The organism is Diaminobutyricimonas aerilata (genome assembly GCF_002797715.1).
Lineage (GTDB): Bacteria > Actinomycetota > Actinomycetes > Actinomycetales > Microbacteriaceae > Diaminobutyricimonas > Diaminobutyricimonas aerilata.
Genome location: NZ_PGFF01000001.1, coordinates 1026382 through 1051316, shown reverse-complemented (window position 1 = coordinate 1051316; position 24935 = coordinate 1026382). Strand labels below are relative to the sequence as shown.

The 24935-nt window shown below is 69.7% G+C and carries 24 protein-coding genes; 9 read left to right on the top strand and 15 right to left on the bottom strand.

The features are described from left to right. Positions 1-8: 8 nt before the first annotated feature. The 9 genes from eno to CLV46_RS05030 form a co-directional block, all read right to left on the bottom strand. Positions 9-1289, bottom strand: a complete 1281-nt coding sequence (eno, locus tag CLV46_RS05070; RefSeq protein ID WP_211282150.1) for a phosphopyruvate hydratase — start codon at positions 1287-1289, stop codon at positions 9-11. An 85-nt stretch (positions 1290-1374) separates the two neighbouring features. Then, on the bottom strand, positions 1375-2625 hold the full coding sequence (gene hisS, locus CLV46_RS05065; protein ID WP_100365903.1) for a histidine--tRNA ligase: 1251 nt from the start codon (positions 2623-2625) through the stop codon (positions 1375-1377). A 242-nt stretch (positions 2626-2867) separates the two neighbouring features. Next, a complete protein-coding gene (gene mazG, locus CLV46_RS05060; RefSeq protein WP_100363769.1) occupies positions 2868-3566 on the bottom strand; it encodes a nucleoside triphosphate pyrophosphohydrolase in 699 nt (232 codons plus the stop codon). Between the two features lie 95 nt (positions 3567-3661). Continuing rightward, entirely contained in the window at positions 3662-4264 is a 603-nt protein-coding gene (locus CLV46_RS05055; protein ID WP_100363768.1) for a hypothetical protein, read from the bottom strand. Between the two features lie 132 nt (positions 4265-4396). After that, the gene (locus CLV46_RS05050; protein WP_100363767.1) at positions 4397-4756 is read right to left on the bottom strand and encodes a MerR family transcriptional regulator; all 360 of its coding nucleotides are present in this window, start codon (positions 4754-4756) and stop codon (positions 4397-4399) included. Positions 4757-4861: 105 nt separating this feature from the next. Further along, on the bottom strand, positions 4862-5494 hold the full coding sequence (locus tag CLV46_RS05045) for a hypothetical protein (RefSeq protein WP_100363766.1): 633 nt from the start codon (positions 5492-5494) through the stop codon (positions 4862-4864). A 218-nt stretch (positions 5495-5712) separates the two neighbouring features. After that, on the bottom strand, positions 5713-6885 hold the full coding sequence (locus CLV46_RS05040) for a low temperature requirement protein A (RefSeq protein ID WP_245866528.1): 1173 nt from the start codon (positions 6883-6885) through the stop codon (positions 5713-5715). A gap of 26 nt (positions 6886-6911) precedes the next feature. Continuing rightward, a complete protein-coding gene (locus tag CLV46_RS05035) occupies positions 6912-7601 on the bottom strand; it encodes an NADPH-dependent F420 reductase (RefSeq protein ID WP_100363765.1) in 690 nt (229 codons plus the stop codon). Continuing rightward, positions 7598-8665: an LLM class flavin-dependent oxidoreductase gene (locus CLV46_RS05030; RefSeq protein WP_100363764.1), complete on the bottom strand. Its 1068-nt coding sequence runs from the start codon at positions 8663-8665 to the stop codon at positions 7598-7600. Before CLV46_RS05030 ends, CLV46_RS05035 begins: the two co-directional genes overlap by 4 nt. A 132-nt stretch (positions 8666-8797) precedes the next feature. On the opposite strand from CLV46_RS05030, the gene CLV46_RS05025 reads away from it, so the two are divergent. Further along, entirely contained in the window at positions 8798-9289 is a 492-nt protein-coding gene (locus tag CLV46_RS05025; RefSeq protein ID WP_100363763.1) for a MarR family winged helix-turn-helix transcriptional regulator, read from the top strand. A gap of 95 nt (positions 9290-9384) precedes the next feature. Continuing rightward, positions 9385-9789, top strand: a complete 405-nt coding sequence (locus tag CLV46_RS05020) for a GNAT family N-acetyltransferase (protein ID WP_100365901.1) — start codon at positions 9385-9387, stop codon at positions 9787-9789. On the opposite strand, the gene CLV46_RS05015 is transcribed toward CLV46_RS05020, so the two are convergent. Continuing rightward, entirely contained in the window at positions 9774-10436 is a 663-nt protein-coding gene (locus tag CLV46_RS05015) for a hypothetical protein (protein ID WP_100363762.1), read from the bottom strand. The two genes, CLV46_RS05020 and CLV46_RS05015, sit on opposite strands and share 16 nt — an antisense overlap. Before the next feature lie 104 nt (positions 10437-10540). Here CLV46_RS05015 and CLV46_RS16630 point away from each other — a divergent pair, with 104 nt between their 5' ends. From CLV46_RS16630 to CLV46_RS04990, 6 genes are all read left to right on the top strand, one after another. Next, positions 10541-10792 carry a hypothetical protein gene (locus tag CLV46_RS16630; RefSeq protein ID WP_157802234.1) on the top strand — a complete coding sequence of 84 codons (252 nt, stop codon included), beginning with the start codon at positions 10541-10543 and terminating at the stop codon, positions 10790-10792. A 41-nt stretch (positions 10793-10833) separates the two neighbouring features. Continuing rightward, a complete protein-coding gene (locus CLV46_RS05010; protein ID WP_157802233.1) occupies positions 10834-11925 on the top strand; it encodes a sensor histidine kinase in 1092 nt (363 codons plus the stop codon). After that, a complete protein-coding gene (locus tag CLV46_RS05005) occupies positions 11922-12536 on the top strand; it encodes a response regulator transcription factor (RefSeq protein ID WP_100363760.1) in 615 nt (204 codons plus the stop codon). The genes CLV46_RS05010 and CLV46_RS05005 overlap by 4 nt, the downstream gene beginning before the upstream one ends. 112 nt (positions 12537-12648) lie before the next feature. Beyond that, positions 12649-13740, top strand: a complete 1092-nt coding sequence (locus tag CLV46_RS05000) for an LLM class flavin-dependent oxidoreductase (RefSeq protein WP_100363759.1) — start codon at positions 12649-12651, stop codon at positions 13738-13740. Between the two features lie 124 nt (positions 13741-13864). Next, positions 13865-14323 carry a carboxymuconolactone decarboxylase family protein gene (locus CLV46_RS04995; RefSeq protein ID WP_100363758.1) on the top strand — a complete coding sequence of 153 codons (459 nt, stop codon included), beginning with the start codon at positions 13865-13867 and terminating at the stop codon, positions 14321-14323. Positions 14324-14536: 213 nt separating this feature from the next. Beyond that, positions 14537-16660: a RecQ family ATP-dependent DNA helicase gene (locus CLV46_RS04990; RefSeq protein ID WP_100363757.1), complete on the top strand. Its 2124-nt coding sequence runs from the start codon at positions 14537-14539 to the stop codon at positions 16658-16660. 16 nt (positions 16661-16676) lie between these two features. Here CLV46_RS04990 and CLV46_RS04985 read toward each other — a convergent pair whose 3' ends face one another. From CLV46_RS04985 to CLV46_RS04965, 5 genes are all read right to left on the bottom strand, one after another. Beyond that, positions 16677-18041, bottom strand: a complete 1365-nt coding sequence (locus CLV46_RS04985; RefSeq protein WP_100363756.1) for an MDR family MFS transporter — start codon at positions 18039-18041, stop codon at positions 16677-16679. 334 nt (positions 18042-18375) lie between these two features. Continuing rightward, positions 18376-20421: a beta-galactosidase gene (locus CLV46_RS04980; RefSeq protein ID WP_100363755.1), complete on the bottom strand. Its 2046-nt coding sequence runs from the start codon at positions 20419-20421 to the stop codon at positions 18376-18378. Positions 20422-20524: 103 nt separating this feature from the next. Next, on the bottom strand, positions 20525-21835 hold the full coding sequence (locus CLV46_RS04975; protein WP_100363754.1) for an ABC transporter substrate-binding protein: 1311 nt from the start codon (positions 21833-21835) through the stop codon (positions 20525-20527). A gap of 71 nt (positions 21836-21906) precedes the next feature. Beyond that, positions 21907-22839 (bottom strand): carbohydrate ABC transporter permease, encoded by a 933-nt coding sequence (locus tag CLV46_RS04970; RefSeq protein ID WP_100363753.1) that lies wholly within the window; start codon positions 22837-22839, stop codon positions 21907-21909. Then, a complete protein-coding gene (locus CLV46_RS04965; protein ID WP_100363752.1) occupies positions 22836-23762 on the bottom strand; it encodes a carbohydrate ABC transporter permease in 927 nt (308 codons plus the stop codon). Before CLV46_RS04965 ends, CLV46_RS04970 begins: the two co-directional genes overlap by 4 nt. Before the next feature lie 88 nt (positions 23763-23850). Between CLV46_RS04965 and CLV46_RS04960 the strand changes: the two genes are divergently transcribed. Beyond that, positions 23851-24924: a LacI family DNA-binding transcriptional regulator gene (locus tag CLV46_RS04960; protein WP_342746100.1), complete on the top strand. Its 1074-nt coding sequence runs from the start codon at positions 23851-23853 to the stop codon at positions 24922-24924. Positions 24925-24935 lie beyond the last annotated feature (11 nt).

The following is a 24935-nucleotide window of genomic DNA, read 5'->3' as shown; positions in this document are numbered from 1 at the left end:
CGTCGACTCTAGGCAGTGAACCTCGGGAAGGCGCTACGACCCGCGTAGACGGCCGCGTCGCCGAGCTCCTCCTCGATGCGCAGCAGCTGGTTGTACTTCGCGACACGCTCGGAGCGGGCGGGCGCACCGGTCTTGATCTGGCCGCAGTCCACCGCGACCGCGAGGTCGGCGATGGTGGTGTCCTCGGTCTCGCCCGAGCGGTGCGACATGACGGCGGTGTAGCCGCTGCGGTGGGCGAGCGACACGGCGTCGAGCGTCTCGGTGAGCGTGCCGATCTGGTTCACCTTGACGAGGATCGAGTTTGCGGCCTTGCGCGCGATGCCGTCGGCGAGGCGCGTCGGGTTGGTGACGAACAGGTCGTCGCCGACGAGCTGCACGCGGTCGCCGATCTCGGCGGTGAGCTGCGCCCAGCCCTCCCAGTCGTCCTCGGCGAGCGGGTCCTCGATGGAGACCAGCGGGTAGGCGCCGAGCAGCTCGGCGTAGTAGGCGCTGAGCTCGGCGGAGCTGGTGGCCTTGCCCTCGAAGGTGTACACGCCGTTCTCGAAGAATTCGGTCGACGCGACGTCGAGGCCGAGCGCGATGTCGGTGCCGGCGGTGAAGCCGGCCTTCTCGATCGCCTCGACGAGCAGGTCGAGCGCGGCGCGGTTGCTGTCGAGGCTCGGAGCGAAGCCGCCCTCGTCGCCGAGGCCGGTCGAGAGGCCGCGGCTCTTCAGCAGCGACTTGAGCGCGTGGTAGGTCTCGGCGCCCCAGCGCAGGCCCTCCCGGAAGCTCGACGCGCCGACGGGCAGGATCATGAACTCCTGGATGTCGACGTTGGTGTCGGCGTGCGCGCCACCGTTGATCACGTTGAGCATCGGAACGGGCAGCACGTGCGCGTTGGGTCCGCCGAGGTAGCGGAAGAGCGGCAGGTCGGCCGAGTCGGCGGCGGCGCGGGCGACGGCGAGGCTCACGCCGAGGATCGCGTTGGCGCCGAGCTCCTTCTTGTTGTCGGTGCCGTCGAGGGCGATGAGCGTCGCGTCGATGAGGCGCTGGTCGGTGGCGTCGAAGCCCTCGATCTCCGGGCCGATGCGGTCGATGACCGCGTCCACGGCCTCCTCGACGCCCTTGCCGCCGTAGCGGGCGGCGTCGCCGTCGCGGAGTTCGTACGCCTCGAAGGCTCCGGTGGACGCACCGGAGGGAACGGCCGCGCGCGAGACGGTGCCGTCGTCGAGCAGCACCTCCACCTCGACGGTCGGGTTGCCTCGCGAGTCGAGGATCTCACGTGCGCTGACGGCGTCGATCTGGGCCACGGTGGAACGCTCCTTCAGGAAAGTGGGGGCTGGATGTCCGCGGATCATCCTAGTGCGGGCGCATGACGAGCCCGGGGGCTCGCGCTCAGCTCGCGAGCGGCCGCAGATCGAGGTCGGCCGCGGTGATCGCGTCCGGCCCGACGAACGCGAACCGCGTGATGCCGTCGGCGGCGAGCTGTTCGAGCTGCGCACCCGTCTTCTTCGCCCGACGGACGAGCACGACACGCGATCCGTCGGCGACGAGTTCGCGCTTGAGCGCCGCGAGCCGCTCGGGTGCGACCCCGTCGTGCACGAGGGCGATCGCATCCGTGACGCCGGCGGGCAGGTCGACGAGGTCGACGATGCGCTCGAACCCGAGCGAGGATCCCGCCGCGGGCACGTCGCTGCCGAGGAAGCGGCCGATCATGCCGTCGTAGCGGCCGCCACCGCCGAGCGAGTAGGGCACCGACGGGTGGGCGATCTCGAAGACCGTGCCCGTGTAGTAGCCCATGCCCCGCACGAGGTTGGGCGAGAACACGAGGCTCACGCCCGGCAGCCCGTCGCGCAGCGCGCGCAACTGGTCGGCGGCGGACTGCTCGATCCACACCGGCGGGTCCTCCAGCAGGCTCCACCCGTCGTCGGGCAGATCACGCACGAGTTCGAGCGTTTCGGCGATGACCGCCGCGTCGCCGAGTCCCTTCGCGCCGAGTTCGGCGACGACGCCGTCTTCACCGATCTTGTCGAGCTTGTCGAAGGTCACGAGGGCGCTCTCGGCGGACTCCGGCGGCACGCCCCAGAATGCGACGAGGGCCGTGAGGATGCGGCGGTCGTTGACGCGGATCCAGGCGTCGCCGAGTCCGAGGGCCTGCAGCGCATCGGAGGTGGCGGCGAGCAGCTCGAGTTCGGCGAGCGGTCCGGCCTCCCCGAGGATGTCGATGTCGCACTGCACGAACTGGCGGTAGCGACCGCGCTGCGGCCGTTCCGCCCGCCACACCGGCCCGATCTGGATCGTGCGCACGACGTTCGGCAGCTCCGCCCGGTGGCTCGCGTAGAACCGGGCCAAAGGCACCGTGAGGTCGAAACGCAGCCCGAGGTCGGTGAGGTCGATGGGCTCGTCGGCGGCCCGGAGGTCGTCCTTGCCGAGCCCGCGCTTGAGCACGCCGAACGCGAGCTTCTCGTTGTCGCCGCCGAGCCCGGAGTGCAGTCGGGCGCTGTCCTCCATCACGGGCGTCTCGATCTCGTCGAATCCGTGACGGCGGTACGCGTCTCGGATGACGGTGAGCACGTGTTCGCGACGCGCCTTCTCGGCGGGCAGGAAGTCGCGCATGCCGCGCGGCGGCGTGACGGGAGAGGCCATGATCCGATTCTCCCAGGCCCGCCGACCGGTGTCGGTCACGCTCCCGCCGGACGACCGCGAATCAGAGCTTCAGTCGTTTGCCGCCCCGAACGACGCGGGATAGAATGCGGTGTCTGCCCACCTCCCCCACTACCCGATGGGACGACGCGAATCAGTCGTGACGGAGCGCTGCGCTCCCGACAAACGCGGGCCGACGGTTCGGGTAAGCCGTCGGTTCGAGTCCGGACCCGTTCATCGAACGGTCATGTCCGGGCTGCGGCGCCCTCGCCATTCGGGTTGGCGAGGGCGTCGTCCCTCCGCTCGACCGAGCGGATGTCGCCCTGCAGCCGTCGCAACGCTCCGCGCAGCGCGCGTTCGGAATCCCAACCGCGGGCGCGCGCCGCAGCGACGAGGGCGAGCAGCTGCTCGCCGAACTCCTCCTCGCCCGCGTGATCGTCGACGCCGTCCGCCTCCGGCACGTCGACCCCCACCCGGTGCGCGCGCCCGATCACCTTGTCGGCGAGCGCGAGGGCGGGCATCGCCTGCGGGATGCCGTCGAGCACGCTCGTACGCGTGGGTTTCTCGGTCTTCTTGAGCTCGTCCCAGCGGGCGACGACGGCGTCGGCGGTATCGGCGACCGCGTCACCGAAGACGTGGGGGTGCCGGCTGATCATCTTGGCGTTCATGTGCGCCGCGACGTCCTCGATCGTGAACGAGCCGGCCTCGGTCGCGATGTCGGAGTGGAACAGCACCTGGTACAGCACGTCGCCGAGCTCCTCGACGAGCTCGTCGCGCGACCCGGACTCGATGGCGTCGACGAGTTCGTAGGTCTCCTCGATCAGGTACTGCACGAGCGACTCGTGGGTCTGTTCGCGATCCCACGCGCAACCGCCCGGCGCCCGCAGACGCTCGAGGGTGGCGATGAGCTCGTCGAGGCGGGGGTGCGGCGCGGCATCCGTCATCGTCCCATCCTGCCAGCGGACCCCCGATTCACTCGCCCGTGCCCGACGTGCCGCATTCCCTCCGCACGACCAGGCGGAGCACCGAGCCGAACGCGCTATCCGATGATGTCGGAGACCGAGATCGCCTCGTATACCGCGCCGACGAGAAGCAGGAGCAGGGCGAGCGCGCCCAGCCCGGCGATCTCCCTGAGCCCCCGTAGGTACCCCTGGCGCCGGTTCGGTGCTCCGACGGAGGAGGGGCGCAGCCAGTTCCTGCCCAGCACGAACGCCCCCAAGGCCAGCACCACATAGGCCTGGAACTCGAGAATCAGGGTCACCGAGTGCGGTAACAGGATCTCGGTCGCCTCGGCATCGATAGGAGCCAGGATGATGCCGACCAAGAACACCTGCAGCGTCGTGATGACGATGCCCGAGAACGGCACGACCAGGGATGGGAGCACGATCGACAACAACCCTGCTCGGAGGAGGTTGTTAGCGAAGATCGCCAGCGCGAACAGCGCTGGCGTGCTCGTCAACGACCTGATCAGATCGGCGCTCTCGCCCTCCCGGATGGCCGTGACCTGCGACTCCGTCAGGTCGGGGAACATCATGCCGACGACCATTCCGGCCATGCAGGCTCCGTAGATGACCACGTTGAGCACGAGGTAAGCGCGGAAGTGGTCCCGAATGATACGAAAAGGCCGTCTCAGAATCGCCACGATGTCACTCCGTTTCCGTCAGGAGCGAGATCGGGCTCACTCACGGCCAGTGAAGCCCGTGTGGCGGCAACATGGTCAAGTCCGGCGTGCTCTTCACGTTTGTCCACGTGACGTTGAACCCGCGGTGCTCGCCTACCGGTTCGTCTTCTCCGCGTGCACTTCGGAAGGGGACGACCCCGCGAGGATCGCCTTGATCTCCGCGTGGTTACGTTGAAGGCGTTCGATGGTGGTCCCCAGGTCGGCATCGATGGACCGCAGTGCGGCGGAGGCACCGTCTCCACTCCCATCCGCCCGCTCGATCTGTTCGAGTGGCACTCCGAGGTCGCGAAGGCGCCTGATCTGCAGCAACCGCACGAGGTGGCGGACCTGATACTGCTTGTAGCCGTTCGTCGTGCGCTCCGGTTCCTCGAGCAGGCCGATCCGGTGGTAGTGCCGCACCGTGTTGAGGGTCGTCCCGGCGAGGTCGGCGATCTCCCGCGTACTCCAAGGCATTCGTGTGGTCCCTCCTCAGCAGGACCCCATCGAAAACGGTGTTCCCAGCACAGTGTCAACCTCGCAACAGCGGCGAACGCCGTCGTGGGGTGATGGATGCCGTGCTCAGTCGTCGCCGTCGAAGATGCCGCCATCGAGGAGCCGGTTGTAGCGCAGTCGCAGCGCGCGCTCGACGCTCGCCCCGACCGAGACGAGCACCAGCACGACGTTCACCTCCGCGGCGAGTGCGATCGGGCTGACGAATACGCCGACGTGACCGGCGATGAACGGGATCCGGGTGATCTGTTCGACGATCTGCGGCACGCCGAGCAGGAGCCCGACGACGAGCACCATCCCGGAGACGAGTCCGATGGCACGGCTCAGCACCGGCCTCGCGCGCCCCAGATGGGCCCGCCGCCCCTCGGCCGACGCCGGGTCGGGCGTCAACTGCCTCCGAGTGCCGTCCGTCCCGACGAAGTGGCAGCGCTTCAGTCCGAAACTGCTTGCGGCGACCTCGATGGTGCCGCCCGGCACCGGGAACGCCGCGGGGAGTTTGGCTCGAGTTTCGTTCACCCTGTTGCGGTACAACTCCCCGTGCACCACGCCGTTCGAGTCGCCCCCGTGTCGCACGTCGACGGACCACAGGTCCGACGCGCCGTTGTCGCCGGCCAGACGGATGTGGAACAGCGAGCGGGCGAACAGTTGCCACCACCGGTAGGGCTGCAACGGGCGGCCGTCGCCGGGCTTGACCCGCCCCATTCAGCCGCCCTGCTTCGGCGATGACCCGACCGAGGCGCGCGGGCGTGGGCGCGCCGGTGGGGCGGCCGGTCGCCGACGCGTCGCGTCATCACACATAGAGCGAGTCGACACTGTGTTCCCACCACCGGGTCAAGCGTCGGCGGGTCCGAGCTGGCGGGTCCTCCGGAATCACGACCGACAGCTGCCGAAGGCGGGATCTTCCGGGGCGGACCGGCAGGTCACGACGCCTTCGGCGGCCGCGTGACTTCGAGCACCAGCACGATCACGACCATCCCGACAGCTGCCACGACGAAACTGTAGGGCCCGAGTGCGGCGAGCGCGATGGCCACCCCGAGCACCACGACGACCACGTTGGCCCACCGCGGCAGTACTCGCCGCAGCGCGAGCGACCAGATTCCGATCACGAACAGCGCCACCGGCACGGTGGCGGTGGCGGCAGCCACCACGCTGTCGAGGTCGGTCTGGTTGGTGTCGTGGTCGATGGCGACTTCGATGCCGGCCGAGAAGGCCCCGGCGGCCGCGAAGATCACGTAGTGCACATAGCCGAAGAGCACCGACCCTCGCAGGGTCTCGAGCCTGTCGTGCTGCGGACGAGCGAAGTACACCCACCACATCCCCGCCGCGAGCACGAGCGCCGTGACGGCGATGGTGAGCAGCGGACCGATCTCCGCAGTGTGGTGGATCGCGTCGATGATCGCGTTCGCGGAGGCGAGGATCGATTCGCCGAGGAGGATGAGCGTGAAGAGCCCGTAACGCTCGGTGATGTGGTGCGGGTGCCACGGCGTCTTGCTCGCGCGCTCCGCCCAGACGGGGATCGCGAGCTCCGCCATCGCGAGGAGGACGAAGCCGAGCGCCTTGAACTCGTCCGGTACGCCGAGCCACCACCCGACCCAGAGCAGCTGCACGGCCGGGATGCCCACGGCGAAGCGGAGCGCCGTGGCTCGATGCTCGACCGATCCGGCAGCGGCCCTCAGCCACTGTCCCACCGTGACGAGGCGCATCACGATGTACCCCAGGATCGTGAGGCCGAAATCGCCCTGCGTCATCGCGGCTTCGGCGCCAGCGGCGACTAGGAGCGCTCCGCCCATCTGGACGATGGTGGTCAGCCGGTAGAGCCAGTCGTCCGTATCGAATGAGGTCGCGAACCACGTGAAGTTCATCCACGCCCACCAGATGGCGAAGAAGATGGCGAGGTAGGGCCCGACCCCCTCGACGACGTGACCCTCGCTCTCGAAGTGGTGGAGGTTCCGAGACGCGATCGCTACGGAAACCACGAATACGAGGTCGAAGAACAGTTCGAGGGGGCTCGCACTGCGATGCGGTTCGTCCGGGTCACGCGGGCGCATCCGCACGAGGCCGAAGCGGGAGGCGAGGTGTGGCGGGGCGGTCATTTCGTCTTCCGGTCGTCCGAGTGGATTCAGCCGACGACCGCGTCGACACGGGCACCGGCCCGGGCCGGGACGGGCACCTGTTCTTCGGCGCCCCCGGTCAGTCGCCTCAGCGCGTGGACGCCGACGTTCGCGCCGAACGCGGGGCTGCCAGGTTCCAGACGCGCCCCGGCGGCGAGCGATCCGATGATCAGCGGGTCGAATCCGAGCTCGTCGACGAGGCAGGACGCTGCCGCGACGTCCTCACGTGCGTCGCCCGCGATCGCGATCGCTTTGCGGCCGACGCTCCCCCGCTCGCGCGACTCGGCCTCCAGGTCGTGATAGCCCATGTGATTGAACGCCTTCACCACGCGCGCACCCAGCAGGAACTGCTGCACCGCCTCGCTCGAGGTGACGCCCGGGGCCAGCACCGTGTCACGGGCGCCGTCGACCTCCCACCAGTGGTTCATCGCATCGATGACGAGCTTTCCGACGAGCTGGCTCACCGGCAGGGACCAGTACTTGCTGAGCGGGAGGGCGAGGATCACGATGTCGGCACCTGCAGCGGCTTCCGTCGCGTGCACGGCGGTGGCACCGGGGGTGAGCACCTCGGTCGACAGGGAGATCTTCGACGGTTCACCCGAGCCGGCGATGAGCACTCGATAGCCTGCGGACAGCGCCAGTCGCGCCATGGCCGTGCCGACCTTGCCGGCGCCGAGGATCCCGAGGGTCGCGGTCATCGCGCGACCTCGGGCACTCCGGTCTCGGCGAGCAGTTCCCGGACGCGAGGGATCACGCGGGTGCCGTAGAGCTCAACGGAGCGGAGCCGTGCCGAAGCGGAGACCGTACCGGCCGCGGAGTAGATCATGTCGAACCTCCTGACGTCGAGGGTGCGAATCGCGCGGGCGATCCTGTTCGCGACGGTCTCGGCCGAGCCGACGTACAGAGAACCCGCGGCGACATCGGCGTCGAACTCCTCACGGCGCAGCGGCGGCCACCCGCGTTGCGCACCGATGCGGTCGCGGATCTCGCGGTAGCCGGGATAGAACAACTCCTTCGCCTCCTCGTCGGTCGCCGCCACGAACCCCGGCGAGTGCATCCCGACCGGCTGGGCCGTCGTTCCGAGTTGCGCCGTCGCCTTGCGGTAGAGGTCGACGTACGGCACGAACCGATCCGGTGCGCCGCCGATGATGGCGAGCATGAGCCCGAAGCCGTAGTGGGCCGTCCTCAGTACCGACTGGGGCGAGCCGCCGACACCCACCCAGGTTCGCAGTCGCCCCGATTCCGTCTTCGGGTAGACGTCCGCGTCGTGCAACGCCGCGCGCGTGGTGCCCTCCCACGTGACGGGCGCCTCGTCGAGGAGGCGATGGAACAGGTTGATCTTCTCCTCGAACAGCACCTCGTAGTCCTTGAGATCGAAGCCGAAGAGCGGGAACGACTCGGTGAAGGAGCCCCGGCCCAGGATCACCTCCGCCCGGCCGTTCGACAGCGCGTCGACGGTCGCGAAGCGCTGGAACACGCGAACAGGATCGTCGGACGACAGCACGGTGACGCCGGATCCGAGTCGGATGCGCTTGGTCACCGTGGCGACGCCGGCGAGCACGGTGTCCGGGCTCGAGATCGCGTACTCGCGCCTGTGATGTTCGCCGAGGGTGATGGCGTCGATCCCGACCTCGTCCGCGAGCACCGCTTCGTCGACGACGGCCCTGATCGCTCGCGCGTGCGACACGATGTCGCCCCGGTCGTCTCGGGGCAGATCGCCGAAGCTGTCGATGCCGAATTGAAGCTGCGAGAGGTTTGTCACGGTGCTCCTGTCCGCCCCATCCGCTGCTTCCCGCGAATCGCGCTTCCGCTCCCCCGCAGGCGACGGAAGCGATGTGTAATTGATGTCTGAATCATCGCAGAAGTAATTCACATGTCAACCACAAGGGGAACGATGAGCGCCTCCCGCCGTAACGAACTTCCGACGAGCGAGGAGTTCGCGGTGTGGTCGGCCTACATCCAGACGGTCGAGATCCTCCGCGCGCGCGTGCAAGCTCGACTGCAGGCGGACTCCGGGCTCTCCGAAGGCGACTACAAGGTGTTGCTCACGCTCAGCGAGGCCGAGGGGAAGTCCCTCCGTTCGTCCGAGCTCGCCGCGCACATCGAGTGGGAGCGCAGCCGGCTGTCCGGCCACTTGGGGCGCATGGAGAGACGCGGACTGATCCGGCGCGAGCCGTCCGCCGACGACGCCCGCGGATCACGCACCGTGCTCACCGACGACGGCGCCCGGGCGTTCCGCGCGAGCACGATCCCCCACCTGCGCGCGATCAAGACCTACTTCATCGACGCGTTCAGCGATGAGCAGATGACCCGCATCGATGAAACCACGACGACACTCCGCGCCCACCTCGGCCTCGCACCAATGCCGGGCAGATCCCGTACGTGACGCACTGCCCCGTCCGCGGCATCCCGGATCCGATTGACACCGCCACGCGTGGTCCACATAATTCACATGTCAATCACTTGGACGGGATGCCGCTGATGAGCCGAGAACTGACCGACACCACCGGGACCTCCGCGATCATCGACACCGTCGACGACGGACCCATCCGGTCGTACCGGGTCCGCCTCGCCGACGACTCCGTGCCTGCGGGGCGCGCGGACTTCATCGAGGCCGATGCGGCAGAACGGGTGCGCATCTTCTTCCACACCGAAGTGGACGCCGCGTCGGGCGGGCGTGGACTCGCCGGGCTCCTCGTGCGCACGGCCCTGTCCGACGCGATCGACGACGGCGTCGTCGTGGTGCCGGTGTGCCGGCTCTTCCGAGCGCACCTGACCAAGCACGGTGACGCCTACCTCGCCGAGGGAGGGCGGTTCCGCGCGCCCTCCCCCGCCGATGTCGCCCTCGTCGGCCACGCCGTGCGCGGCACTCACAGGAGCAGCTGAGTGAGGGGATGGATGAAGTACCGCAGGGAGTACGCCTCCCACACCGCCCCGACGATGAGCAGCACGAGCGCCGGCAGCGCCAGCAACCCGAGCCGCTGCAGTCCTCGCACGTAGCCCTGGCGCCGGTTCTTCGCCCCGACTCGGCGGGGGAACAGCCAGGACCGGCCCAGGAGGTACGCGCCGAGGAGGAGCAGCACGTACGCCTGCAACTCGATGATGAACGTCAGCGAGTGCGGAATGCGCGCCACCCAGCCCTCGGGGCTGCTCGCGACGAGCGTGATGCCGGTTTCGACGGCCCAGTAGGCGAAGAACGCGAGTCCGGCGAAAGGCACGATGAGCGAGGGCAGCACGATCGTGAGCAGACTCAGGCGGAAGACGTTGACCGCGAGGATCACGAGCGCGAAGAGCGGCGGGGTGAACACGAGCTGGTACACGAGGTCCGCCGTTCCGTCGTCCTCCAACGCGGCACCTCGGGCCGCGTTGAGCTCAGGGAAGGCGAGCCCGACCGCGAACCCGGCGAGCGCGAGGCCGTACGCGCCGAGATTGATGAAGAGGTAGGCGCGCTTGTTCTCGCGGATGACCCGGAAGGGGCGCCGCCACAGCCGCACGCGTGCGGGCCGCTCGCTGAGAGCAGGTTCGGTAGTCATGCCCCCATCGCACCCTCTCGTGCGCCGCGCCGACAGTGGCATGGCGTCACGGGAAGGTGTGACACGACGTCACTGGCGGCGACAGGGGGTCGGCGGGATCGTGGGTGACCATGAAACTCCTCGACGTGGCGCTCAACGCGGTCATCCTGCTCTCCGCGACCGTCTTCCTGTCCTACATCGGCGTCTACTACTTCGACTTCGGTCTGTTCACGGCGCTGCCCGAGAGCATCACGGAATTCTTCCTGAGCGCAGGGGCCTTGCAGTACGTGGCGCTCGCCCTCGTCGTCGCGGCACTGATCGCGAAAGCCCTCGTCGGTCGCGCGATCGCACGTCAGGAAACGCGGAGGCAGATCTGACCGTCAAGGACGAGCCGGGCGATGCACCCGCCGAGGCGGGGATGCGCCGGGCGGCGATGGTCACGGCCGTCGTCGCGATCGCACCACTGAGCGTGCTCGGCGTGGCGCTGACGGCGACGTCGTGGTGGGAAGGCGTGACCATGGCGGCCGGCTACCTGCTCACGCTCGGTGTACTGCGCGAGTGGAACCTCGAAGGTTATCCCCGGCAGGCGATCTTCGCGCTCATGCTCACCGTGACGGCATGGCTGATCGGCGCTCTCACCGCCCAGAGCCCGATCAGCTTCGTTCCTCTGTCGTTGATCGGCGGCATGCTCATCGCCCGCATGAGGCGGTCGAGGCTGTGGATCGCGGCCTTCACCGTGGGCGTCGGCGCGATCGGGGCGACCTCGTTCGCCTTCCATCCACCGTCGTGGGGGCTCGCCGCGGCCTACCTGCTGACCCCCATCGTCGGCACGTTGTTCGTCGTCGGCGTGATCCTGGCGAGCGAGCACGCGTGGCTCATCGCACGGCGACTCGACCGCGCGCGGGAGACCGAGGCCGAGTTGGCCGTCGCGCGCGAGCGGGTGCGCTTCGCGGGCGACCTCCACGACATCCAGGGGCACTCGCTCCATGTGATCAAGCTGAAGGCGGCGCTCGCCGGACGGCTGGTGCACATGGATCCGGGAAGCGCCGAGCAGGAATTGACCGAGATCCGCCGGCTCGCCGACGAGACCATCTCCCACACCCGCACGCTCGCCTACGCGCGTCACGACCTGAGTCTCGCGACCGAGCTCGAGAACGCCACGCGCCTGATCGAAGCCGCGGGCATCGCCGTCGCGGCCCGGTTCGACGACGACGCCGGGGCCACTCCGCATCCGCTGCTCGCCCACGTGCTGCGCGAAGCGACGACGAACCTGCTCCGGCACGCTCGACCCACCACCGTCACGATCACGGTGTCGCCCGACGCTGTCGAGGTGACCAACGATGGAGCGGGAACCGACGTCGACGCGCCGCTGAACGGGCTCGCACGCCTACGCGAGCGGATCGAGGACGCTGGAGGCGTGCTGCGGATCGAGCGGCCGCCGGGCGGATTCCGCGTCGCCGCGCGCATCGGCCCGCGTCGCGACGAGGCCGCGAAGAAGAGCCGCCGATGACGTCTGATCCGATCCGCATCGTGCTCGTCGATGACGAGCACCTGCTGCGCTCCGCCCTCGCGGCGCTGCTCCCACTCGACCGGACGATCGAGGTCGTGGCGCAGGCGGAGAACGGCCCGCAGGCCGTGACCGAGACGCTGCGACACCGCCCCGATGTGCTCGTCATCGACCTCGAGATGCCGGGGATGGACGGCCTCGACGCGGTCGCCTCCATCCGGGCGGCTCTGCCGGAGCAGCGCGTGCTGATGCTCACGCGGCACGCGCGTCCCGGAGTGCTGCGGCGGGCGCTGCGGCTCGGCGTCGCCGGTTTCATGAGCAAGGCCGCCGACCCCGAGGACATCGTCGAGGTGGTGCGCACGGTTCACGCCGGAGGTCGCTGGATCGGTCACGACGTGCTCGAGGCGTCCGTCATCGACGATTCCCCGCTGACCGACCGAGAAGCGGACGCCCTGCGCGAGACGCGCGAAGGTTATTCGGTCGCGACCATCGCGCGTCGGCTGCACCTCGCGCCAGGGACCGTGCGCAACTACCTGTCGAACGCGATGCAGAAGACCGGCACGACCACGCGACACGATGCCGCGCGGACCGCCCGCGACCGCGGCTGGTTGTGACTCCAGGACATCCCCGGCACTGCGCGGTTGACCCGGTTGCTGGAACACGGTGTCGACTGTGGGTGCGATCCGCGGGACCTCACCGCGGGCGCGCGACAGAGGAGGCAGGGCCATGACAGCTCCGGCGGTGCAGTTCGGCGTCGACACGTTCGCGGACGCGATGACGGATCTCTCCGGCCGGGTGCTCAGCGACGCAGAGACTCTGCGGCGCACGGTGGACCAGGGGGTCCTCGCCGAGGGGGTGGGCCTCGACTTCTTCAGCGTCGGTGAGCACTACCGCTCGGACATGCTGGATTCGGCTCCGCCCGTCATCCTCGCGGCGATCGCCGGCCGCACCTCCCGCATCCTCCTCGGAACGAGCGTGACCGTGCTGTCGACGCAGGATCCGGTGCGCGTCTTCCACCAGTACTCGACGCTGGACGCCGTGTCGGGCGGACGGGCGGAGTTGGTCGTGGGCCGGGCCTCGACGATCGACTCCTTCCCGCTCTTCGGGTTCGACCTCGCGGACTACGACGACCTGTTCGAGCAGAATCTGGACCTCTGGGTGCGGCTGATGCGCGATCAGCGCGTCACCTGGTCGGGCAGCACGCGCGCCCCGCTCCAAGCCCAGACCCTGTACCCGCGCGTCGAGCGCGGCGCGTTACCGACGTGGGTGGGGGTCGGCGGCAGCCCGGACTCCGTCGTGCGCGCCGCCCGGCACGGTCTGCCGCTCATGATCGCGATCATCGGCGGAAGCCCCGCGAGGTTCGCAGGACATGTCGAACTGTTCTACCGAGCCCTCGCGCAATTCGACCGCCCCCAGCTCCCGGTGGGCCAACACGCGATCGGACACGTCGCCGATACCGACGCCGAGGCGGCCGAGACGTTCTGGCCCGCCTGGCAGACGACGATGACCCGCGCCGCCAGGGAACGGGGCACCCTCCCCCCGACCCTCGACTCGTACATGCGCGAGATCGAGGCCGGCGCGCTGATGATCGGTTCTCCGGAGACCGTGGCGAGGAAGATCGCCGACTGCGTGCGCGCACTCAACCTCAGCCGGTTCGACTTCAAATACGCGCTCGCCCCGCTGCCGTGGGAGCGCGGCATGCGGTCCATCGAACTGTACGGCCGCGAAGTGGTGCCCCGAGTGCGCGAGCTCCTCGGGGACTACGCCCCGGCTGAGCGGGTATCGGCGCTTGCAACCAAGAGTGAAGGAAGACCATGATCGACTCCACCACCTCCGCCGAGTACCACCGTGTGCTCCCGCTCACGGCGGTCGCCGCTCACACCGACATCGCCATGGGGAACGAGACGAGGCCGTCGAGCACCGCCTGAGCAGAGGAGTCGCGATGCGTCGTCCGTTCATCGACAAGGCCATGCCCGAGGTCTGGCAGGCCGCTGTCGCATTCGCGTCGTCCGTGGCAGAGGGGGCTCTCCGGCGGGGCCTTACGCCGCAGGAGTCGGAGTTGATCAAACTCCGAGCCCCGCAGATGAACGGCTGCGTCTACTGCCTTGATCTTCACGCGGGCAAAGCGAGGGATGTCGGAGTCAGCCAGCAGAAGCTCGACGTGCTGCCGGCCTGGCGCGAGACCGGCCTGTTCGACGACCGGGAGCGGGCGGTGCTCGCCGTCGCGGAGGCGGCGACCGCGCTGCCCCTCTCGGAGGAGTCGACGGGAGATCTCTTCGGTGCCAGATCCGTCCCCGGCGACCAGGTCTTCGCTGCCGCCGAATGGGTGGCCGTGACGATCAACGCCTTCAACCGGATTTCGATCCTCAGCGGGCATCCGGTGCGCCCTCGTCGCCTGTGAGCATGTCGCGGGAGGTCGACGTCCGGGGCCGATCCGTCGACACGCTCCGGAACCGCCTCCACTGATGAGGATCCTCCTCACCGCAGAGCCGGTTGCGGCGCCGCGGCCGGTCGGGTCGCGCGCACCAGCGCCGACCGCGTCACGCTCATCCCGGGGTGCCGGCGAGGCCCTTCAGCGACGCCCCGTGTCCGCGCCCCGTGTCAGGCTGGGGGCATGCCCGAGACGACGTCTGCCGAAGCCACCCGAGCCGAAGCCCTCGAGGTGCTGCGCACCCTCGTCGGCCGCGACGACGCCGACTTCCACGAGGGGCAGTTCGAGGCCATCCGCACCCTCGTCGACGACCGGCGCCGCGCCCTAGTGGTGCAGCGCACCGGATGGGGCAAGTCGGCCGTCTACTTCGTCGCGACGCTGCTGTCGCGCCGTCGCGGCAGCGGCCCGACGGTGCTCGTGTCGCCGCTGCTCGCCCTCATGCGTGACCAGATCGCGGCCGCCGCGCGCGCCGGGGTGCGCGCCGTGGCGATCAACTCGACGAATGCGCACGAGTGGGCCGACGTGTCGGCGCGGCTCGCCGCCGACGAGGTCGACGTGCTGCTCGTCTCCCCCGAGCGGCTCAACAACCCGACGTTCCGCGACGAGCAGCTGCCGGCGCTCATCCGCCGCATCGGGCTGCTCGTGGTCGACGAGGCGCACTGCATCTCGGACTGGGGCCACGACTTCCGCCCCGACTACCGCCGGCTGCGCGAGCTGATCGAGCGGATGCCCGACGGCGTGCCCGTGCTCGCGACGACGGCGACCGCCAACAGCCGCGTAGTGCAGGATGTGGCCGAGCAGCTCGGCAGCGCCGAGGAGGTCGTTACGGTGCGCGGGCCGCTCGCCCGGGCCTCCCTGCGCCTGGGCGTGCTGAACCTGCCGGAGGCACGCACCCGGCTCGGCTGGCTCATCGACCACCTCGGCGAGCTGCCCGGCTCCGGCATCATCTACACCCTCACGGTGTCGGCCGCCGAAGACACGGCCCGGGCGCTGCGCCGCGCGGGCTACGACGTTCGCGCCTACACGGGGCAGACCGATCCGGCCGAGCGCGAGCAGAGCGAGGGGGCGCTCAAGCGCAACGAGGTGAAGGCGCTCGTGGCGACGAGCGCCCTCGGCATGGGCTTCGACAAGCCGGATCTCGGATTCGTGCTGCACCTGGGCGCGCCCTCCTCCCCCGTCGCCTACTACCAGCAGGTCGGCCGTGCCGGGCGGGCGACCGACAACGCCGACGTGCTGCTGCTGCCCGGCGCCGAAGACGAGGCGATCTGGCAGCACTTCGCGACGGCGTCGATGCCGAGCGAGGCGCGCGCCGCCGCGGTGCTCGACGAGCTCGGCCGCACCGACGGCCCGCTCTCGACCCCCGCCCTCGAATCGCGCGTCGACATTCGCCGCACCCCGCTCGAACTGCTGCTCAAGGTGCTCGACGTCGACGGCGCCGTGCGACGGGTGCGCGGCGGCTGGGTCGCTACGGGGAACCCCTGGACATACGACCGCGAGCGTTACGAGCGGATCGCGCAGGAACGCGAGCACGAGCACGCGAGCATGATCGAGTTCGAGCGCACCGACGGCTGCCGGATGGAGTTCCTGCAGCGCGCGCTCGACGACGAGACCGCATCCCCGTGCGGCCGGTGCGACAACTGCGCCGGAGTGTGGTTCCCGACGGATGTGGCGGATGCCGCGGCCGAGGCGGCGAACGCGACCCTGCAGCGCGTCGGAGTGCCGATCGAGCCGCGTGCGCAGTGGCCCGCCGGGGCGGACCTCCTCGGTGTGCCGGTGAAGGGCAACATCGCAGCCGCGGAGCGGGTGCGGGAGGGCCGCGCCCTCGCCCGCCTCACCGACCTCGGCTGGGGCACGACGCTGCGCGAGCTGTTCGCCCCCAACGCGCCCGACGCGCCCGTCTCCCCGCGGCTGCTCGACGCGTGCGCCCGGGTGCTCGGCGAGTGGGACTGGGAGGCGCGCCCCGCAGCCGTGGTCGCGGTGCCGTCGCAGCGGCACCCGCAGCTCGTCGGCTCGCTCGCGACGGGACTGGCCCGGCTCGGCCGACTGCCGTTCCTCGGCGAGCTGCAGGATGTGTCGGACGGCGCTCGCGGGGAGTCCGGCGGCAACAGCGCCTACCGGCTCGCCTCGGTGTGGCCGCGCTTCGCCGTCGGGGACGACCTCGCGGCGGCAGTGGCCGCTCTCGAGGGCCCGGTGCTGCTCGTCGACGACCTCGCCGACAGCCGCTGGACGCTCACGGTCGCCGGGCGCCTGCTGCTCAAGGCGGGAGCCCCGGCGGTGCTGCCCTTCGCGCTCGCGCTGCGCGCCTGACGCGGCACGGCGGAGGTCAGTCGACGGACTGCGCCTGCAGTTCCGGCCGGTCGCGCGGCATCGCGAGCGCCGCAGCGACGGTGACGATCGCGGCGATCGCCACGGCGATGAAGACCGCACCGGATGCCTCGGCGACCGTCGAAGGATCGTTCTCGCCGCCGGCGGAGGACGCGAAGATGCCGTTGGCCACCGCACCGAAGACGGCGACGCCCACCGCGCTGCCCACGGAGCGGGCGAACATGTTGGTGCCGGTCACGACGCCGCGTTCGTTCCAGTCGACGCTCGCCTGGGCGGCGATGAGGCTCGGGGTCGCGACGAGCCCGAGCCCCAGCCCGACGACGAAGCACGCGACGGCGACCGTCGCGACCGACGGCGTCGCGGCCGTCAACGCGAGCACGAGCGAGCCGGCGACCGCGAACACCATGCCCACGAGCACCGTCGTGCGGAATCCGACCCGCAGGTACAGCCGGCCGGAGAGCGACGCGGAGATCGGCCAGCCGATGGTCAACGCCGCGAGCGCCAAACCCGAGACGAGGGCGTTCACGTGCGCCGAGCCTTCGAGATAGGTGGGCACGAACGAGGTGAGCCCGGTGAGCACCGCCCCCACGCCGATGGAGACGAGCACGGTGGAGAGGATGAGCCGGCGTGAGAACACCCAGAGCGGCAGCACGGGCTCCGCGGCACGGCGCTCGACCACGAGGAAGACCGCGAGAAGCACGCCGCCGAGCGTGAACGCGCCGATGCTGATCGGCGAGTCCCAGGCCCACGCCTGTCCGCCCTGCAGGATCGCGAGGATGAGCAGGCTGAGCGCCACGGTGAGCAGCGTCGCCCCCGCGTAGTCGACGCGGTGCCGCGTCTTCTCGATCGATTCGTGCAGGCGACGCGCGATCATCCACGCCGCGAGAAGGCACAGCGGGATGTTGACGAAGAAGATCCAGCGCCACGAGACGAACTCGGAGAACACGCCGCCGAGCGTCGGACCCACCACCGACGACACCGCCCACACGCTCGCGAGATAGCCCTGGGTGCGGGCGCGCTCGGCGACGGTGTAGATGTCGCCGGCGATCGTGATCGCCATGGGCTGCACCGCTCCGGCGCCGAGTCCCTGGATGGCTCGGAACGCGATGAGGGCAGGCATGCTCCAGGCCAGTCCGCACAGCACGGAGCCGAGCAGGAACAGTCCGATGCCGATGAGGATGATCGGCTTGCGTCCGACGGTGTCGGAGAGCTTCGCGTACACCGGCACCGACACGGCTTGCGCGAGCAGGTAGATCGAGAACAGCCAGGGGAACAGCGTGAAGCCGCCGAGGTCGCCCACGATCGAGGGCACCGCCGTCGCGAGGATCGTCGCATCGATCGCCACGAGACCCGTGGTGACCATGAGGGCGATGAGGATGGGCCCCCGCTCCGACCTGAACCCGACGTCGCTGCTGATGACCGCACTCCTCTCGCCGCCCTGCCGGGCACTCGGGACACAAGTCTCCGTCACCGGCCCGCATTCCCGATCCGGCGGATCCGTAATCTCCGACGACAGCGACAGCGGAACCCCGGCCTGACACGCCGTCAGACTCGGTCCGGCACGCGGCACAAGCCACGAATGTCCGCGCTCAGTGCGCTGGGAGTGTGCGGGCACGCGGCTGAGCGCGGCGAGTCGTAGGGCGAAACGGGTCGCAGCCCGGGGAGCGCTCCGACGGCGCTCCCCGGTGGCCGGCGCGTCAGTCGGTCGACGTGACGGGTCGGCGGAGGACGAGAACCTCGCGCGATCCGAGTGCCGGTCCGTCGTCCCGGACGGAACGCACGATCACCTCACCGTCGATGCCGTCGATCCTCACCGGCTCCGCGGTGCGGTTGACGAGGAACCAGAATTCGGAGTCGGCCGATCCGCGGACCGCCAGCTCGACGGACCCCCGAAGCGGTTCGGGCAGCTCGCTCTCGACGCCCGCGAGCTCCAGCACCTCGGCGAGCACGGGCGCGAGTCCCCGCGGACCGAGCCGCGTCGACACGTAGGTGGCGGAGCCTGCGCCCACGGTGTTCCGCGTGACGGCCGGTCGGGTGGACTGCGGACCGTCCGCGTAGCGCACCAGCGCGTCCGCGCCCTCGAGATCGATGCGATCCGTCCACACCGACCCGCTCGTGCCGTTGTCGAGCGCGACCGTGTCGCCCTCGAGCAGCGGACCGAACTCCTGGATCCGGATGCCGAGCAGCTCGCGCAGGGCACCCGGGTATCCGCCGAGCCATACGTGGTCGTTCTCGTCGACGATGCCCGAGAAGTACGTCGTGACGAGGTGGCCGCCCCCCTCGACGTACGCGCGGAGAGCATCCGCGGTGTCCTGCGGCATGAGGTAGAACACGGGGGCCACGACGACGTCGTATCCGGCGAGCGACGCCGCCGAGGGCAGCACGTCGACGCGGACGCCCGCGTCGAGGAACGCCGAGTACCAGTCGAGAGCCTCGGCGCGGAACCGCAGCAGCTGCGTCGGGTGCGAGTCCTTCTCGCTCGCCCACCAGGACTCCCAGTCGAAGAGGATCGCGGCGCGGGCAGGCGTCACCGAAGTGCCCGCGACCGGGGCGAGATCCCGGAGGGTCTCGCCGAGCCGCACCACGTCGCGGTACAGGTCGCTGTCCTCCCCGGCGTGCGGCACCATGCCGGAGTGGAACTTCTCCGCACCGGCGGCGGACTGCCGCCACTGGAAGAAGCACACCGCATCCGCGCCGTGCGCGACGTGCGTGAGGGAGTCCCGGAACAGCTCGCCGGGCTGCTTCGCGAGGTTCACCGACTGCCAGTTCACCGCGCTCGTGGAGTGCTCCATGAGGAACCAGGGACGGTGCCCCGCGATGCCTCCGGTGAGGTTCGCCGAGAAGGACAACTCGTCCCGGCTCTGCTCGCCCGGCAGCACGTAGTGGTCGTTCGAGACGAAGTCGACCTCCGCCGCCCAATCGGCGTAGTTCATCCCGTTCGTCTCGTTCATGATCATGAAGTTCGTCGTGACGGGCACCTCCGGCGTGATGCGCCGCAGCAGCTCGCGCTCGGCGACGAGGTAGTCCTTGAGCGCGTCGGAGGAGAAGCGTTTGAAGTCGATCTGCTGCGTGGGGTTCGGATGCGATGCGGCCAGCCGCGGGGGCAGCACCTGCTCCCACGCGCTGTAGCGCTGCGACCAAAAGGCGGTGCCCCAGGCCACGTTGAGGGCGTCGACCGATCCGTAGCGGCGCTCCAGCCAGAGCCGGAACTCGCGGGCGGCGTCGTCGGAGTAGTCGTAGATGTTGTGGCAGCCGAGCTCGTTCGACACGTGCCAGGCGACGAGCGCCGGATGGTCGGCGTAGCGGGTGGCGACGGCGTCGACGAGGCGCAGGGCGTGCTCGCGGAAGACCGCGGAGGTGGGGCGCCAGTGCTGCCGCGCCCCGGGCCACACCGTCTCGCCGGTGCGGGTGACGGGGAGGATCTCGGGATGCGCGGTCGTGAGCCACGGCGGCGGTGACGCGGTGGCCGTGGCGAGGTCGACGGAGATGCCGTTGGCGTGCAGCAGGTCCATCGCGTCGTCGAGCCACTCGAAGTCCCACACGTCGGCGGCGGGCTGGATGCGCGCCCACGAGAAGATCGCGAGGGAGACGACGGTGACGCCGGCTCGACGCATGAGGCGCACGTCCTCGTCCCACACCTCCCGCGGCCACTGGTCGGGGTTGTAGTCGGCGCCGTACTCGAGCCGGGGCGTCGCACCCGGTTCCCGTCGGATCCAGCTGCGGTCGATGGTCTTCTCCGACATCCGTCGGTCTCCTCGTGGATGAGACGGTTCGGGGCGCGGCCACTCGGACGCGCGCCCCGAACCTACGTGGGTGGGAGGCGGCGGATCGCCGCCTCCCGGTGGATCACTTGACGGTGAAGCCCTGCTCCTTCGCGTACGCGAGGGACGCTTCCTGCCACTCGAGCAGACCCTCGTGCAGCGTCATGTCGCCGTTGTAGGCCTGGCCGGCGGTGTCGTTGAAGATGCTGTTCGCGTAGGCCTGGAAGGGCAGGTAGCTCCAGCCGTCCACGACGTTCGCGGCCGACTCGGCGAAGATCTCGTTGGCCTTCTGGCCGCCGAAGTACTCGAACTCGGTGTTGAGGAATTCCTCCGACTCGAGTTCGGCGACCGTGGCCGGGAAGGCACCGCCGTCGATGCGGGTCTGCACTCCGTCACCCGCGTTCGCGTACTCGATGAAGTCGTAGGCGAGCTGCTGGTTCTTCGACAGCGCGGGCACCGCGAGCGAGCTGCCGCCGCTCTCGGCAGTCGCCGTGTCACCGGCCTCCCACTGCGGCATGGGCGCGACGCGCCAGTCGCCGGAGGCGTCGGGCACACCGGACTCGAGGTTCGCGGGCATCCAGGCGCCGACGACGAGCGTCGCGAGGGTGCCGTTGCCGAGGCCCTGGAACCACTCGTCGGTCCAGCCGCTGATCGGTGAGAGCAGGCCCTCGGAGATCAGGGTCTGCCACATCTCGGCGTACTTCGTCGAGCCCTCGTCGCTGAAATCGATCGACACGTCCGTGCCGTCGACGGTGTAGGGCTTGCCCCCGGCCTGCCAGATCATGCTCGTGGCCGAGCCGGCGTCGCCGGTGTCGCTCGCGATGTACGCGTTCGGGTCGGCGGCGTGGATCTGGCGCGCGGCCTCGACGTACTCGGCCCACGTGGTGGGCACGGCGACGCCGAGCCGGTCGAAGAGCGCCTTGTTGTAGAACATCGCCATGGGACCGGAGTCCATCGGCAGTCCGTAGACGCCGCCGTCGTTCTCGACCGCGTTCCACGGCCCGGGCGAGTACAGGTCCTCGAGGTCGCCCGCGCCGAACTCCGTCAGGTCGACGATCGACTCGGAGAGGGTGAACTGGGGCAGCGAGAAGTACTCCAGCTGCGCCACATCGGGCACGCCCGAGCCCGCCGCGATGGCGTTCTGCAGGGCGGTGTAGTGGGTGTCGCCGGTGCCCACGTTGACGAGTTCGACGTCGACGTCGGGGTACTCCTTCTCGAAGCCGGTGACGACCTCGTCGAGGGTGGGTTCCCACGCCCAGACGGTGAGCTTGCCGCCCTCTTCGGCGCCCCCGCCGGAGGAGGATCCCCCGTCGCTGGAGCAGCCGGCCAGGGTGAGCGCCGCGGCGGCGGTGAGGGCCGCGCCGGCGATGGCGCGGCGGCGGATGGTGCTGTGCATGGTGTTGCCTCTCGCTTCGTTGTCGAGTGTTGCGGGTGCCGCGGGTGCGGCGGGATGGACGTTTCGGGGGGTCATTCCTTGACGCTTCCGGCGGCGAGACCGGACTGCCAGTAGCGCTGCAGCACGAGGAACGCGACGATGAGCGGCACGATCGTCAGGAGGGATCCGGTGATGACGAGGTGGAACACCGCCTCACCTCCGGTGGTCGCGGCTTGCGCGTTCCACTGGTTGAGTCCGAGCGTCAGCGGATACCAGTCGGGGTTGCGCAGCATGATCAGCGGCAGGAAGTAGTTGTTCCAGGTCGCGACCATCGTGAACAGCGCGACGGTGACGATGCCGGGTGCGAGCAGCGGCAGGCTCACCTGCCAGAAGGTGCGGAACTCGGATGCGCCGTCGATGCGGGCGGCTTCGAGCAGTTCCGTCGGGATCGCCTCGCTCGCGAAGGTCCACATCAGGTACAGCCCGAACGGGGACACTAGCGACGGGATGATGACCGCCCACGGCGTGTTGGTGAGCCCGAGCTGGCTGAACATGAGGAACGTCGGCACCGCGAGCGCCGTTCCCGGCACCGCGACGGCGCCGATGACGACGGCGAAGACGGCGCGCTTGCCCGGGAAGGCGAACTTCGCGAGCGCGTATCCGCCGAGCACGGCGAGCAGCGTGGCGCCGCCGGCCCCGACGATCACGTACAGCAGAGTGTTGCCGAGCCAGCGGACGAAGATGCCGCCGTCGTAGGTGAGCGTCTGGCCGATGTTGCCGAAGAAGGCGAAGTCGCCGGCGAACCACAGCCCGAACGAGGTGAACAGGTCGCCCTGCGTCTTCGTCGAGTTGATCAGCAGCCACAGCAGCGGGATCAGCGAGTAGAGCAGCACGACGGTGGTGAGTGCGGTGAGCAGCACGCTGCGGCGCGGGCGCTCCACCGAGGCGAATGTGCGGCGCGTGCTGCGCAGCGGCACGGCCTTGCTCGTGGCACGCCGGGGCGTGCCGGTCGTGGCGGCGGTCATGATTCCTTCCTCATGCCGCGCAGCTGCACGACGTAGGCGACGGCCATCGTGAGCAGGCCCATGATGATGGCGACGGTGGCCGAGTAGTTGTACTGCTGCCCCGAGAACGACAGCGAGTACGCGTAGAGGTTCGGCGTGAAGTCGGTCGTGATCGAGTTGGGCGCGAGGTTCTGCAGGATGCTCGGTTCGTTGAAGAGCTGGAAGCTGCCGATGATCGAGAAGATCGTCGCGATGACGAGGGCGCCACGGATGGCGGGCAGCTTGATGGCCGTGATCACCCGGAACTGGCCTGCGCCGTCGATCTCGGCCGCCTCGTAGAGCGACGACGGGATGACCCGCAGCGCCGCGTAGAAGATCAGCATGTTGTAGCCGATAAACTCCCAGGTGACGATGTTGCCGATCGAGGCGAGCACCAGGTCGGGCGAGAGCGGGTTCGGCAGGCTGATGCCGAAGAAGTCGTTGATGTTCCCCACGAGCCCGAACCGGGTGCCGTACATGAATCCCCACATGAGGGCCGCGACGACGGCGGGAACGGCGTAGGGCAGGAAGATCGCGATGCGGAAGAAGTTCTTGCCGTAGAGCCGGCCGCTGTCGATCGCGAGGGCGACGAGCAGCGCGAGGAAGAGCATCACCGGCACCTGGACGAGCAGGAAGAGCGACACGCGTAGGAGCCCCGCCCAGAACCGTTCGTCACCCAGGGCCTGCACGTAGTTGTCGAGCCCGACGAACGCGTTGCCGCCAACGAGCTGGTCGCGGAAGACGCTGAGGTAGAGCGCGTAGGCGATCGGCGCGAGGAAGACCAGCGCGAAGACGATCATGAACGGGCCGATGAAGGCCCAGCCCGCCCAAGAGGTTCGCGTGCGGCGGCGGGTGGCCGCGGCGGCTCGCGAAGGGGCGACCGCCGGTGGGGACGTCGTTGTCATGAAGGAACCCGTTCTCCTATGTTTGCGCAACCATGAGAACACGGATGGCATGTTTACGCAAACATGAGCGCATGGATAAGCTGATGCCATGACAGCGGAACGGACCGCGCGGCAGCGGGACGGCGGCGGAGCCAGCCGGGCCGACACGCGTCCGCTCGCGGGCGCCCGCCGCGTCTCCATGGCCGATGTCGCCGAACGCGCCGGCGTCTCCGCGCAGACGGTCTCGCGCGTGTCGAACGGCTACGAAGGCGTCATCCCCGAGACCCGGGATGCGGTGCTGCGCGCGATGGCGGAACTGGGGTACCGGCCGAACAGCGCCGCTCGCGCGCTCAAGCGCGGCGAGTTCCGCACGATCGGCGTCATCGTGTTCACCCTCGCGACGACGGGCAACATGCGCACGCTCGAGGCGATCGCCGCCTCCGCAGCGGAGGCGGGCTACGCGATCACCCTCATCCCCGGCTCCCCCACCCAGAGCGGCATCCGCAACGCCTTCACCCGCATGGACGAGCTCGCGGTCGACGCCGTAATCGTGGTCATGGAGATGCACCTGCTGGACTCCTCGACGGTCGCGCTGCCGCCGAACGTCAAGGTCGTCGTGGTCGACTCGGACGCGGGCGACCGGTATCCCGTCGTCGACACCGACCAGGCCGACGGCACCCGCCAGGCGGTGGAACACCTGCTCGGGCTCGGGCACGACACCGTGTGGCACATCTCCGGCCCGGAGGATTCGTTCTCGGCCGAGCGCCGCACGAGGGCATGGCGCGAGACGCTCGAGCGCGCCGGACGCCGCGTCCCCCCGGTCGCGCCGGGCGACTGGACGGCCGAATCCGGCTACCGCGCCGGGCTGCTGCTCGCCGACGACCCGGACTGCACCGCCGTGTTCTGCGCCAACGACCAGATGGCACTCGGCCTCTACCGAGCGCTCGCGGAACGCGGACGACGCGTGCCCGACGATGTCAGCATCGTCGGGTTCGACGACATCCCCGAGGCGGCGTCGTTCTCACCGCCGCTCACGACGGTGCACCAGGACTTCGCCGAGATGGGCCGCCGCTCGGTCGCCCGCGTGCTCGCCCAGCTCGGATCGAGTACGACCGACATCGGCACGACCCTCGTGCCGACGCACCTCGTACCGCGCGCGAGCACCGCTCCCCCGCCGCGCTGACGCCGCCCGTG